This is a genomic window from Verrucomicrobiia bacterium, from assembly GCA_035946615.1.
Taxonomy (GTDB): domain Bacteria; phylum Verrucomicrobiota; class Verrucomicrobiia; order Limisphaerales; family UBA8199; genus DASYZB01.
The window spans coordinates 43848-56943 of record DASYZB010000105.1 but is presented as its reverse complement, the minus strand read 5'-3'; the positions used below and the strand labels follow the sequence as shown (position 1 = coordinate 56943).

Genomic DNA, 13096 nt, shown 5'->3' with positions numbered 1-13096 from the left:
GTTGACGCGCTTTGCTCGATGAAACCATTTTACCAAATGTTCCCCGCGAAGCAACCGGGTTCTCCTTGAGCCAACGCCGTTCGCGCAATTCCGCAATGCTCGCTGACCTTTCCGCTATCAGGCTGGTGTTTCTTTGCGGGGAAACAGGGGAACAGGGGAACCAATGAGATGACCCGCGGGCAGGCGGCCCCATTCGGCGGCGTCCAGTTTGTCCGGCGCTCCGGGCAGACCGAGCTGGGCGTAGATTTTCGATGCGCTCCCGGGCACGAACGGCCAAAGCAGGATGGCGAGCAACCGGCACACCTCCGCCAGATTGTACAAGACCTCGTCCAGGCGCGCGGCCTGCGTGGGGTCTTTGGCCAATTTAAAAGGCGCTGTGTGATCGACATACTGATTGGCACGGGTTACCAGGGACCAAATCGTCAGGAGCGCGCGTTGTAATTGATTTTGCTCGAGCAAGGCGCGGGTTGCAGCAATCGCTTTTGAGGCCTCGGCGGCCAATTCATTCGAGGGTTGAGGCACCCGGCCATTGCGATAGCGCTTGAGCATCGAGAGCGAGCGGTTGACGAGGTTGCCCAGCCCATTGGCCAACTCGGCTGTGTAACGTCCCTGGAACCCGGCATCAGTCCAGTTTCCATCGGCGCCAATGTCCAGTTCGCGCAGGACATAAAAGCGGAAGGCATCCACCCCCCACTCGTCGATGACGGCGACCGGGTCCACCACGTTGCCGGTGCTTTTGCTCATCCGTTCGCCATTCTTTTGCCACCAGCCATGGGCCAGGACTTGTCCGGGCAAGGCGGCGCCCATGGCTTTGAGCATGATCGGCCAGTAAACGGCGTGGAACTTGATGATGTCTTTGCCGATCACGTGGATGTCCGCGGGCCAGACCGGCCATTCCGTGCTGGCGCTGACCCCTTCCGGGAGCAAGGGCTGGGGCACACCGGTGTCGCCCAGAGCCGCCGGGATGCTGATGTAATTGCTCAAGGCATCGAACCAAACGTAGTTGACGTAACTCGCGTCGAAGGGAAGAGGAATGCCCCAATTCAACCGTGCAGCCGGGCGGCTGATGCACAAATCTTCCAGCACATTATTTTTCAGGAAACCAAGGATTTCATTGCGGCGATAGTCCGGAGCGATAAACGATGGATTTGCCTCGATATGATCGATCAACCATTGCTGGTGGTGCTTGAGTTTGAAATAGTAATTCTCCTCTTTCAACCGGATGACCTCGCCCCAAGCCGGGTCAAACGTGCCGTCGGGGCGCCGATCTTTTTCGGTCAGAAAGGTTTCCTCTCTTGTGGAGTAGAATCCTTCGTACAGACCCTTGTAGAAATGGCCTTCCGCGAACAGGCGTGAGAGAATTCGCTGCACAACGGCCTTATGGCGCGGCTCGGTGGTGCGGACAAAATCATCGTTGCTCAAGTCGAGTTTGGCAGCGAACTTTTGCCAGACGACGGCCAGCTCATCGCAATAGGCCTGGGGCGTCTTGCTGTCGGCAAAAGCGGCCTGCTGCACCTTTTGCCCATGCTCGTCCAGTCCCGTCAAAAAGAACGTCTCGATGCCCAGGCTGCGCCGGGCGCGGGCGATCACGTCGGCAATGACTTTTTCGTAGGCATGGCCCAGGTGCGGCTGGCCATTGACATAATCGATGGCGGTGGTGATGTAAAACCGCTTGCTCATGTCCGGCTACTGTGACGGAGGCGCAGCTCATTGGCAACTGGTACGATTGACTGACAGGAATTGCGAGTCACCAACCACTCCGCCGACACGCCTCCCTCTCACCTCTTTCGACCTCGTTGTGTCCCCCCATACGGTGACGCGGCTTCCGCCAGCATAAGGGCCATTTGTTCTTGGGGCATATCTCTTTCCACATTCCCATTCAGCTCGATCTCTATTTCCTGGCCTTTGAACTGGGGATACAGAGCGGCAAGCCGTGGAATCGATTTTTCCACCAGCCGGAAATATTCCGTGTCAATCTCCAGGCCTGTTGAGGCGTAACCGACTGCCTCGGCAGCGGCGACGGTCGAACCGGAACCCATAAACGGGTCTAAGCCCAGGGGGAGCAGCGTACGAACCAGAATCCGCATAAAGTGCTGTGGTTTTAGACATGGATGGTCCGAAATTGCTTCCTCGCGTTTTGGAGTTCGGCCACTGGGAATCGCATCCGGCAACGGCTTGTCAATTGAAAGCCGGCGCAACGCGCCCGTTTTCCACTGCCGGAGGTTCTCCGCGACGGTTTTGGTCTCGATGGGCTTGCGAAAAAGCATCCATGGCTCGTAGGCGCCTTTCGGGCTGACGCACACTTCCGGAAACTCGCTCTCCGCGTTTTTTGGCCGGTCCCCTCCGCGAAAGCTGAAATAAAGCCGCATGATGGCTGGGCGCACCTCGAAACCCGCCTCGACCATCGCACCCTGCACATGATGTTGCAGAATCGGATGCCCCGCGACGCAGACATGGGCTCCAGGAACCAAGACATGCAACAGGAGCTTGCCCCAATCCCGAAAGTATCCCCCCAGGTGCTGTTTCTGTTCCTGGGTCAGGATGGTAAAACGCGGCAAAGGGTCACGGTGACTGCCGCCGACCTTCGGCGGCAGCCGCCAAACACCCCCTCGGCCGGCGCGCAACTTCGTCAACTCTTTTTCCGTAAATTCCAGAATCCCATAGGGCGGGTCGGTGCAAACGGCCTGCAACGAAAGCGCCGGGCACTGCCGCAGCCACTCAAAACAGTCTGCCTTTTCAATCCGGTACACGCATATCCTTTTCAACTATAGGCGGGCAAAGCGATTGGGAGACAAACCCCCTCACGCGCCTCCCTGAGCGCTTGCGGAAGTCGGCCGAGATGTGTGGTCATTGACGTAATCGATGCTTTGCATTCCTATAGACATCGAAGAGTTGTCTAAAGATAGCGGCGCAACGGGCCCGGTTTGAGGCTGCCATACCACTCTGCCTGGATTGACCGCGCAGAAGCTGCGTGGACCTTTGGCCAAAGCGCCATAGGACCAGGACCAAAAAAGCGGTACTTTTCCCTTGACCAAAGAAAAGCAACTCCTTTCACTAATTTCCAGTGGCTTGGTCTCCTCCCGCGGTGTGAGCATTGTGCGCGAGACTCCAAGGTTGCGCCGCTCGGTCGTTTAGGCCGTTATCCCCCGATGCCACCTGTCAACGGCCTCTGCACGGTTCCGCGCCCGAAGCTTCTTGAAAATTCGGCGCTGGAGTTTTCTCATCACGCCGCCACTGATGCGCAATTGTTCCTGAATCTCTTTGTAGAGAAGACCCTGTTCAAAGTAACGCAGCACGCGTTTTTCACGCTCGTCTAAGGTCTGTCGTGGAGTCCGCCAAATTATGGGGGGCGGCGGGGTGATCGGTTCGGTGGTCGATGCCTTTAGCGAAGGGCTAATGGAGGAGATCGGCACCGACAGCGCACTGCCAATAGCTACCGGCTGGCGGACACGTAAGGGGCCGCCTCTGCCCAGCGAGCTGTGTCCTTTGCTTGTCATGGCCGTTCTCACACAAATGTAGTGAATTTCACTCGCCGCGTCAACAGCGAGCTGTGTCCTTGTGTCCTTTTGTGTCCTTTGCTTGTCATGGCCGTTCTCATCGTGTCATCAAGACCGATAACAGAAGACTAAGAAGATTAAACTAAGTCTCCCATGGAACCTTCTTTCACTCCAATTTGCCTGGGTGCGAGTTTGACCCCGTGCTATTGCTCTCCCCGAAAGGGCGAACGCGGGATGCACAGGGGAGCGTGCCTCCGACATGTATGATCGCTGGTCTGACCGCTATCCCTCTCTGAGCCAAGGGGTGGCGCCACTCCCACGTGTCCGCACGTTCAGCGCTGCTGCGGGGGCGGCCGACGCCCTCGCTTGCCCAAAGGTCTGGCCGAGCGGACAATAGGTGCGCCTCGGGATTGCCGCACAAGACTTGCATTGCGTAACCGATGGAATGGGAAATGTCCACCGGTAATCCGGTGCCCCTCGCACGATGCCAGAAACCCAGTGCCAACTCGTAAACGTGGTCGATTGCGTCGTGATGGATGATCCAAAAGGCACTTTCAGAAAGATAGGCCCGGTTTGCGACCCCCTCGCGACGAAATGCGTCGCGCAGTTTGAAGATGGACACCCCACGCCAGGAAACGTCCTCCTGTATCCCTGAGAGGGGGACTTCCAAAGGGACATGCAGGGGGCTTCGCCCAAGCGCTTCAAGCACCTGAGAAGGATTGCGCATGAACAGGCTATCAGCATCGACCCAGATGAAGTAATCAAACGACAGTTTGGTCATTCCCGCTTTCAGGTAGTGCAACTTGAATAGGCCGGCCTCTTTGTCGCACTGACAAGCGTCGTAGCACATGCAGCCCTCCACAGGCCGATCGGCAAGCACGTGAAATTCCTTAAACACCCCAACTCGGCGGGCCGTTTCGACGCACTTCTCCATCAAGGCACCATATGGTCCGTCGCAGAATGACCAGTAGCAGTATGTTGGGTTGCGTGTCAGGCCATGTGAGGTTTTAAGATTAGAAGGTGAGCGCCTCCACCCATTTCTTACGGTGATCTCCAGGGCTGCACAAGGTGTCGCGGGCAAAACAGGAAGCCCGCCGACCCAAAGTCATCCGGCGGGGGTAATTCTCGTATAGTTCGTGAACGGCGGCGTTGAAATCCGAGAACTCCTGGCATATAAAGCCGGTCTCGCCACTGACAATGAAATTCTGGAACTGGTGCCCCGCTGGGACCACGGGGACGCAGCCAGTCAGCATCGCCTCGACGACTGCCCGCCCCCAAGACTCTTTAACACGATGGCCGAGAGGGTAAAGGAAGACATCCAGGCTGTAGAGGAATTTCAAGGCCGGCTCCCTCCTTTCTGACAGAAGTTCCCATTCGGGACCGAAGTGGTGCCATCGATACTGTTTTTCGAGATCTCTGTTCCAGGCCATAACACGATAACGCACATCTCCCAGTCCGAGTTCCTCGTAGAAGACAGGGAAGTCGAGTGGATATTTCTTCGGGTCGGCGCGCGAAAGCCGGCCAAGAGTAAAAGTAGGATTTTGCCGCTGACGGAAGGCGTAATCGTCGGGGTCGATGTAGTTGCCAACATGGAAGGCCGGAACACCTTGGTAGATCTCGGCGAATGCGGCTGCTTGGAACTCGGAGACGAAAAGCACTCGGTCGATAATGCCGTTCCGCGCGGCTTCCGCTTCCCCGTCGAAGGCCCACATCATCTCGTTGGACCAGACGAGCTTTAGTCCACGTCGTTTGATTTCCAGGGATCTCCCAGACGAAAATAGGTCGCGCTCACAGACGGCCAAAGCCACCCCCTCGAGGCGGCCAGGGAGGTCCTTCAGGAGAGAGATGCCGGCCCCGAAAGGCTCGATGAGGCGTCGAACTTCCTTGTCCTTGCAAAAAGCGACGTGCGGCGGAACCACCGTTATCTTGAAGACGTTGGAGAGCAGCCTGATCAAATGCGCCACCTTGGTCGACGCCCCTCCGATGGTTCCGGGGGCGCTGAACAAGTAGAGTGGGAGCCCACCACGGGGCGGTGTGTGGGACATAAGACGCTATTTGGGTTAAAACCAAATCGTTGGCGCATGCCCGGTTACTCGCCTAATGGGCGCGAAACGCAACCCGCGTCAGGGTGCCCGCGGCATGGGCGCTACAAGCACCAGCCGCAGCCCGCCCCTGGGGCCTCGCAGCCGTTCTTGCCGCCATCATAGGGCGCATAACTTCCACAGGTCTCGGTCGAACCGCAGCACCAATAGTAAACAAAGCTAGGGTCGTTGCACACCCTAGCGCAGGATGACGGACAGCCTGGTTGGCCAAACGAGCATGCGCTGACCAACTCACTTGCGAGGGCGTTGACGGCAGAGGCGGCCAGCAGGCCTGTAGCAACCGTGGCTGCCAGGGTCGATGGACTAAACAGTTTCTTCAGTTTGTTCATATGGTCCTTTCTATCGCGGGATCGGTCACATGGGGACGCGAGGTCCAGCGAAATCGTAGCGGCTTAGTCTCATTGCAGGCCGGGCCGTTTGGTGGGGGGTTGGTACCCCCTGTGCCAGTAAAGCTGCCATAGGTTCTCCAATGGCACCAACTGAGCGTGGCCGTCAAAAAAAGAAATGTTGATTGCCCCGGGCAAGCGCTGGTTGGCGGGCCACCAACCTGGCGGCTGGGTTGGCCGATTGCCGTGACGCGCAATGAGGTAGGCGCAGATTCCGGCGTTGCCTGCCCCGTGCTTGATTGCCAGAATGGGTTCGCTAAGATTAAACGGGGGTCCGTCGCTAGCCGCTGGGTTCGCAATGCAGGCTAAGCCGGAATCTCCCAGCACCGGCACGAGCGAGGGTGAAGGAACCGAACTTTCGGAGCCGAAGTACCGGTCGGCAAACCCGAAATCGGCACAGGTGAAAACAGGCGGAGCGAACACAAGCCACAGATTCACCGAATAGCTTGAAGCTAAAAACCTGGGCTTGTTGGGAAGATCCTGGTAACCGCGCAACGTTGTTGCCCAGGGGACTGGGATGCTTGGGGCGCTTCGCCACGGACAAGATACGGACCCGCCGTAGGCGCCGCTCGCTACGGAGTTGGTATTGGACAGGGGTGCATCGGGACAAATCCAGCCCTCTTTCGGCTGGGCCATATGGTAGGCCACCCACTCTCCCACGGACGCTTTTCCGAGGCTATCACCCGTATCCTGATCCAGTGCTTGCCTGTAACTGAGGTAAATTTGCCGTTCGTTGCTGAGGCATTGTATTTGCCTGGCTTTCTCCTTGGCGCGCCCGAGGACCGGCAGCAGCAGCGCCACCAGAACGGTAATGACGGCAATCACGACCAGCAGTTCGATGAGCGTGAAGGCTAGCTCCCGCTCGGGCTCAAAACTGTTAAGTTCACCCTTCATTTTATCGCCCGGATTTCGCCCGTTCGTCCGCGCATGGTGGCATCGAGCCAGCGGATGTCGCGGTTATCTTTCAGCACCCAAAATTGGACAGTCTGCGGCGACGACTTCTCGCGAGCCGGGCGTGTCGCACCCGGCCGAGGGGCTCTACAGGCACCAACCACAGCCATCTCCGGGAGCCTCGCAACCGTTTTTGCCACCATCGTAGGGCACATAGCTCCCGCACGTCTCAGTCGAACCGCAGCACCAGTAGTAGACACCAGACTCATTGCAAACCGTGGCACATGTAGGCGGGCAGTCAGGCTCTCCTCGTTGGCAAGCGCTGACTAGCTCGGTTGCCAGGGCGTTGATGGTCGAGGCGGCGAGCATGCCCGTAGCGACCGTAGCCGCGAACGTGGATGGGCTGAACAGTTTCTTTAGTTTATTCATTTTTTTCCTTTCTCTCGCAGGAATCGCTTGCACGCGGGGCTTGCGATGTCTGTACAGAATCCCCCCTCGTCGGGTGTGCTGATCGCCTGCGAAAATCGCACTGTGGAACATTCATTGCAGTCCAGGCCGCTTGGCAGGGGCCTGGTAGCCCCGGTGCCAGTAAAGCTGCCAAAGGTTCTCCAATGGCACCAGTTGGGCGTGTCCATCAAAAAATGAAATGTTGATTGCACCCGGCATCCGCTGGTTCGCTGGCCAGGGGCCAGGTGGCGGATTCGGCCTGTTGCCGTGCCGGCAGATTAGAAAGGGTTTTATCCCCTCCTTACCCCCGCCGACCATCGCCAGTTCCGGCTCGCTCAGATTAAATGGGGGTCCGTCATCGGCTGCCGGATTGCTATAAAGAGCGGTTCCCGAATCTCCGAGCACCGGGACGAGCGCAGGTAGAGAGACCGCACTCTCGGAGCCAAAGTACCGGTCTGCCAAGCCCAAATATGCAAAGGTGAAAACGGGCGGGTCGAGAACGAGCCATTGGTTTACCGAATAACTTGTCGCTCGAAAAGCTGGCTTATTGGGCAGGTTTTGGTAACCGCTCAGTTTGGTTGTCCATGGGTCCGCGTCCGGGGCCTCTCGCCAGGGGGACGACACAGACCCTACGTACGGCTCCTCATTGGTATTGGACAGGGGTGCATCGGGACAAATCCAGCCCTCTTTCGGCTGGGCCATATGGTACGCGACCCATTCTCCCACAGAGGCCTTACCCAGGCTGTCTCCCGTGTCCAGGTCCAGCGCCTGCCTGTAACTGAGGTAAATCTGCCGCTCGTTGCTTAGACATTGTATTTGCCTCGCCTTCTCTTTGGTCCGCGCGAGGACTGGCAGCAACAATGCGACCAGAATGGTGATGACGGCAATCACCACCAGGAGCTCAATTAGCGTGAAGGCGTCCACGCAGCATTCGTTCGGCTTTAAATTGTTGGGTTCAGCCTTCATGTTGCGGCAGGCTCTCCGGCGGCTGAAGCGGGAACCGTGCTCCGAGGAAGCATGTCGTGGGCGATCTTGAGCATCCAAAGGATCAGACAGTTGCGACCCACCCCAAAAATTGCCGCGTGCCGGCTCGAGTTGAAGATTCCAGTCAGGCCGGTGCAGCCGCATGCCGGCGGGTGAGCCAGGGTCGAGAGGTAGAAAAGGTACGCGGTGAAAATCGACATCATGACTATTGAAAACGTGATCGTATAGCGCAAGTCTATCCCAAAAATCAGGAGAAGGCCGACATAAATCTCTGCCGCCGTGGCAGCAGCGACCATCGGTTCTGCCAGGCCGGTTGGCAGACCGAGTGTTTCCAGCGCCGTCGTTGCCTCTCCTGGGAAGAAGAACTTGAATCCACCTGTGTACAGAAAAAGAAAGCCAAGGAGCACGCGCAGGAGGTTTGGGAAGGAGTGGTGACGCATGGTGGCTTCAAAACATGGTATTTAGATTGAGATGAACGTCGCTGAGCATCCGATTTAGGGCCCAGTTCGCGTCGGGGTCAGACCAGACAAGGGAAATATGAACCGGACCCGGATTAGTCGAAACGTTGGATCGCGCGTAAAAGCTCAGGTTTAGAAACAGTTGGCTGGGGAGCGCCTGATGGCCCGCTGGCGGTCTGTAGTGAAAGCCGGGGTTCAAGGCATCATAGGCAATCGTCATCGACTTGAAAAGCCTGCCGCCGAGCATTGTCGGCACGCTGTTTGTGCTGCTGGTGACGGCTGCGACATTGTCAAGGCACACCGCAGTCAAGCGGGTCGGCCACTTAGTTTTGGTCCCCCTGGCCAGGGCGCCCCAGAGATCTCCCACCGTCTGGCGTGCAGTTATGGAGGGGCTTCTGGCGCCGGCCTTGCCCAAGACGCGAATCGCCCTTGGGGTAAGGTTAAAATCATATCGGAGGTTCTCAGTTTTGAGGCGGTAGTACTCGTTGAGGGACGGGTTGCAAAGGTAAACCAGGATTTGCCTGAGGCGCTCCATTGCGGCCTCCCTCTGCTCTTTTCTCAAATGAAGGGATGCCCAGTTCACTCGGCCGACAAATGCATCTGGGATCTGCTGACCCTGGGCAAACGTCAGCTTCCCCCAAAACGCAAGGAGTTCTTGCGTACGTTGGTCACGGGCTCTTTTCTCCACTTCTCGGCGGTCCCGCTCGTAGTGGCTGCTGAAGGTGAACCGAGCCGAGACGGTGACTAAGGAGACAACCAGCAGCAGATACAGGTGCAGGCGTCTCCGAACGTGGGGCTCGGCGTCTTGACAGGCATCCAACCATTTGCGAGCGCCAAGGACGGCGTTGCTCGCAGCGCGGTGGCTGCTTCCCGGCATAGCACTGGCCTCGGACACAAACTCATAATACGCCTCCGCCAGAACCTTGAGAAGGTACCTAAAAGGCTACCCCCTCACCGATCCTGCGCCGCCAACGACCGTGTAGCAAGGAACCCCGCCCAGCCCGCCCTTTAAAAGAATTGCATGCCCCCCAGGCTGCGAGCTGCGATTAGATGGCCTTCCAATGATAGATATAAGCTGCGCTGGGCCTCGTCCTAACCCTTTCCCTTTGTGGCGCTCAGCAGCGTTTTGTAAGCCGCGTTAATGGCTTTGGCCCATTCCTCAGCCAGTTGCTGGTATTCCTTGCCCGCGCTGGCGAAGCGGTCGGGATGACACTCTTTCATGCGCTTGCGATAAGCCATCAGAGTTCCCTCTGCCCCGAATCTTTTTTCCGCTTGGATACCCCCCGTCGCTGAGGATTCCTTCCCCTCGGTTTCCTCCTGTGCTCTTCGTTCCCTTCGTTTCCTTTTGTAAAAGCCCTTTTGTGCAGCTCAGAGCCTCTCGATGCGGAGATTGCGCCAGCGGCATTGGGTTCCGGTGGGCCACATCGCTTTGCCCCCATGCACCTGCAGGCCAATCGACCCTTCTCGGCCCAGAATCTCAAACACTCTTTCCTTTTTGTATTCGGGCAACGGACAACTCTCCCCGTTCCAATGGCATATCTTCAAATCATTGATCCAAGTGGTGATTTGAGGGTACTTGCCCGTGCATCGAATCCGGGCGGTATTCCAGTCCTTCAGGCGCCAGGTCTTGAGCCATTGCTCGGAGGTGCAGGCATATTCGTAAACGCCGGAGGGCCATTTCTCAGCGCGCGGATCGGGCCGCGTGGTGAAACCAACCGGCGCGCGGTCCGGACCGAGTTTGGCAAAAATCTGAAAGGGTTTCATGGCAAAAGCCCCGGGCATCTCCCCGCGCAGGTGGCCCACATTTCCATTGTTGTGATAATCCACATACATCTGAAAGCCGTACCCCTGGTCTGTGCAGCGGAAAAAAACCCCGCTGTCGGGCCCCCAATCCGGGTCCATCTCGAGTTCCAATTCGAAATCGCCGAATCTTTCGTCTGTGAGGAATATCCCGCCGTTGCCCGACCCGGGCGGGTCTTGCTCGCAAACGAGCAGTCCGTCCCGGACGAACCAATGTCCGCCGGTCCCATGCGAGATGCGTTTGGGCGGTTTGTGCCAACCCTTGAGCGAGCGGCCGTTAAAGAGTGCCTCGGGCTGAGAGGCGGCCCAAGCCGGGGCGCACAACGCGAGGCTGGCGGCGGTGCAGGTCTTGAGAAAGCCGCGGCGCGGTAGGGATTGGCTTTGCAGAATGCCAGCGAGAGAGGCAACAGAATTCTCGATTGGTCCCTTAGGGTGTTTCACAGTCAACGGCTGGCATTGTCCACAGAGCGCCATTTTTGTCAAATCGGTCTCTCTGAAATCCCGGTGAAGCCGTAAAAGGCTTACCTCATTAATTGGCCATCAACCATTCTCCAAATGCCCAGCGGATTGTCGTCTCTGAGGGTAGCCGGGAGCAGGGCAGCCGGAAAATCCTGGTAGCAGACCGGGCGGACAAAACGGTAGAGGGCGGCGGTGCCGACCGAAGTGAAGCGCGCGTCGGTCGTCGAGGGATAGGGACCCCCGTGGTGCATGGACGGACACACCTCGACCCCGGTGGGAAAGCCATTGATAATAAGGCGGCCCGCTTTGCGCTCGAGCAGGCGCAGCAACGGCTGGGCTTGCTTAAGGTCCTCGCCAGTCCCGTGCAAGGTGGCGGTCAATTGTCCCTCCAGACCGCGGGCCACCTCTTCGAGCTCGGGCAACGTGCGCGCAGATATCAGAATAGCAAAAGGCCCGAAAACCTCCTCGGCCAGCTCAGGATGCTCGCGGAAGTTTTGCAGATCGGTCCGCAACACTGCCGCTTCGCCTTGAGTGCTTGTCGGATTCGCCGTTGTCCTGGATTTGGCCAGCGGATTGACACCGTGAACATCTGAGAGACGGGCCAGGCCGTCATGGTAGGAATCGCAGATTCCGGCGTGCAGCATTGTTGCGGGCAAGACCGCCTCGAAAGCGCCGGCTAAAGTTTGCTGAAACTGATCGAATTCGGTCCCTGCCAGGCCGAATACCAGTCCCGGTTTGGTGCAGAACTGGCCCACACCCATGGTAATGGAGCCGCGCAGTCCTTCCGCAATCCGCGCTGCCCGCGTCCGCAGTGCGTCGGGCAGCAGAAACACGGGGTTCAGACTGCTCATTTCGGCGAAAACGGGTATGGGATCGGGCCGCGCGGCGGCAGCATCGAATAAGGCGCGGCCAGCAGCGCGCGAGCCAGTGAACCCGACCGCCCGGGCAAGCGGATGCCGCGTTAACTCCAGGCCGATGACCTTGCCTGAACCCTGGAGCATCGAAAAAACGCCGGGCGAAAGGCCGCAACTTTTAACCGCGCGTGAAAGGGCCGTAGCCACCAGTTCGGAAGTGCCGGGATGCTCGCTGTGCGCCTTAACTACCACGGGATTGCCTGTCGCCAGCGCTGAGGCGGTGTCGCCACCCGCAACCGAGAAGGCGAGTGGAAAATTGCTCGAACCGAAGATTACCACAGGCCCCAGCGGCATCAGCATCCGGCGTATATCGGGTTTTGGGGCCGGCTGCCGGTCGGCAATCGCATGGTCAATCCGGGCATCCACCCACGAGGCGTCCCGGGCGACCTGAGCAAAGAGCTTGAGCTGGTTGACGGTGCGACCGCGCTCGCTGGTGAGACGGGTTTCAGGAAGTCCGGTTTCGAGATGAGCCCGGGCAATCAAATGCTCGCCCAGCGCCAAAATTTCCTCCGCGATCTGTTCCAGAAAAGCGGCGCGCTGAGAACCGGTCGTTTGCCTATAAATCTCGAAGGCCCTCTCTGCCGCCTGCAATGCCTGGTCCACTTCCTTTGCCCCGGCTTTACAGAAGGCGGGCGGCAGCGGCGTGCTGTTCAGCGGGCTAACTGGGCTGAAGGTTTCGCCGGTGCCCCGGCTTAGCTGGTCCCCGATCAGACTTTGGCCATGAAGCGTCATAGGATGAGATGGGCTTGAATGAACTCTTGAGGGGAGATGGGTCGAGGTTTATACCCGGAGCCGTTGAGCGCCGCAAGATGGTGGTCGGTGGTGATGATGTAGTCAGCCTGTGCGGCAATTGCGCAATCAACAAACTTGTTATCGTCCACGAGAACATTCGTGTCGATGCAAACCCTCATCAGCGATAGGGGTGTTCGGCACGCACCTGTGCGATAATCCCCTGAATACGCTCATTGCTGAGCTTCCCCGCCTTGCGGTCCGCGTCGAAAGCCTCGTCAAGATTCGCCGCCAATTCCTCAGCCTCCAGTTGTAGCAGGACGCGATTAAGAAGGCTGAGTTTGCTCACGCTCAGTTGCTCGATCCTCTCGTGCAGAACCTTCTTCAAACTCGGTGCATCGGACGGAATATCCATCGGCTTAACCATGA

At 58.1% G+C, this 13096-nt stretch carries 15 protein-coding genes; 1 reads left to right on the top strand and 14 read right to left on the bottom strand.

Annotated elements, in window-relative coordinates:
• Positions 1-117 precede the first annotated feature (117 nt).
• Together metG and VG146_14725 are read right to left on the bottom strand one after the other, a co-directional pair.
• Complete coding sequence (gene metG, locus VG146_14730) at positions 118-1680, bottom strand: methionine--tRNA ligase (protein HEV2393605.1); 1563 nt, start codon at positions 1678-1680, stop codon at positions 118-120.
• A 98-nt stretch (positions 1681-1778) separates the two neighbouring features.
• Positions 1779-2765: a DNA methyltransferase gene (locus VG146_14725; protein HEV2393604.1), complete on the bottom strand. Its 987-nt coding sequence runs from the start codon at positions 2763-2765 to the stop codon at positions 1779-1781.
• Between the two features lie 384 nt (positions 2766-3149).
• On the opposite strand from VG146_14725, the gene VG146_14720 reads away from it, so the two are divergent.
• Positions 3150-3317 carry a hypothetical protein gene (locus VG146_14720; protein ID HEV2393603.1) on the top strand — a complete coding sequence of 56 codons (168 nt, stop codon included), beginning with the start codon at positions 3150-3152 and terminating at the stop codon, positions 3315-3317.
• Positions 3318-3663: 346 nt separating this feature from the next.
• Here the strand turns inward: VG146_14720 and VG146_14715 are convergent, their stop codons facing one another.
• From VG146_14715 to VG146_14660, 12 genes are all read right to left on the bottom strand, one after another.
• Positions 3664-4431: a hypothetical protein gene (locus VG146_14715; GenBank protein ID HEV2393602.1), complete on the bottom strand. Its 768-nt coding sequence runs from the start codon at positions 4429-4431 to the stop codon at positions 3664-3666.
• Positions 4432-4510: 79 nt separating this feature from the next.
• Complete coding sequence (locus VG146_14710) at positions 4511-5503, bottom strand: glycosyltransferase (GenBank protein ID HEV2393601.1); 993 nt, start codon at positions 5501-5503, stop codon at positions 4511-4513.
• Positions 5504-5643: 140 nt separating this feature from the next.
• Positions 5644-5928 carry a hypothetical protein gene (locus tag VG146_14705; protein HEV2393600.1) on the bottom strand — a complete coding sequence of 95 codons (285 nt, stop codon included), beginning with the start codon at positions 5926-5928 and terminating at the stop codon, positions 5644-5646.
• A 69-nt stretch (positions 5929-5997) separates the two neighbouring features.
• Entirely contained in the window at positions 5998-6879 is an 882-nt protein-coding gene (locus VG146_14700) for a type II secretion system protein (protein ID HEV2393599.1), read from the bottom strand.
• Positions 6880-7416: 537 nt separating this feature from the next.
• On the bottom strand, positions 7417-8289 hold the full coding sequence (locus VG146_14695; protein HEV2393598.1) for a type II secretion system protein: 873 nt from the start codon (positions 8287-8289) through the stop codon (positions 7417-7419).
• Complete coding sequence (locus VG146_14690) at positions 8286-8747, bottom strand: DoxX family protein (GenBank protein HEV2393597.1); 462 nt, start codon at positions 8745-8747, stop codon at positions 8286-8288. The genes VG146_14695 and VG146_14690 overlap by 4 nt, the downstream gene beginning before the upstream one ends.
• Positions 8748-8754: 7 nt before the next feature.
• A complete protein-coding gene (locus VG146_14685; protein ID HEV2393596.1) occupies positions 8755-9300 on the bottom strand; it encodes a hypothetical protein in 546 nt (181 codons plus the stop codon).
• 557 nt (positions 9301-9857) lie between these two features.
• Positions 9858-9986, bottom strand: a complete 129-nt coding sequence (locus tag VG146_14680) for a hypothetical protein (GenBank protein ID HEV2393595.1) — start codon at positions 9984-9986, stop codon at positions 9858-9860.
• 147 nt (positions 9987-10133) lie between these two features.
• Complete coding sequence (locus tag VG146_14675) at positions 10134-11006, bottom strand: DUF1080 domain-containing protein (protein HEV2393594.1); 873 nt, start codon at positions 11004-11006, stop codon at positions 10134-10136.
• Between the two features lie 80 nt (positions 11007-11086).
• Complete coding sequence (locus VG146_14670; protein HEV2393593.1) at positions 11087-12670, bottom strand: aldehyde dehydrogenase (NADP(+)); 1584 nt, start codon at positions 12668-12670, stop codon at positions 11087-11089.
• Positions 12667-12849 (bottom strand): hypothetical protein, encoded by a 183-nt coding sequence (locus tag VG146_14665; GenBank protein ID HEV2393592.1) that lies wholly within the window; start codon positions 12847-12849, stop codon positions 12667-12669. Before VG146_14665 ends, VG146_14670 begins: the two co-directional genes overlap by 4 nt.
• A complete protein-coding gene (locus VG146_14660; protein ID HEV2393591.1) occupies positions 12849-13094 on the bottom strand; it encodes a hypothetical protein in 246 nt (81 codons plus the stop codon). Before VG146_14660 ends, VG146_14665 begins: the two co-directional genes overlap by 1 nt.
• Positions 13095-13096 lie beyond the last annotated feature (2 nt).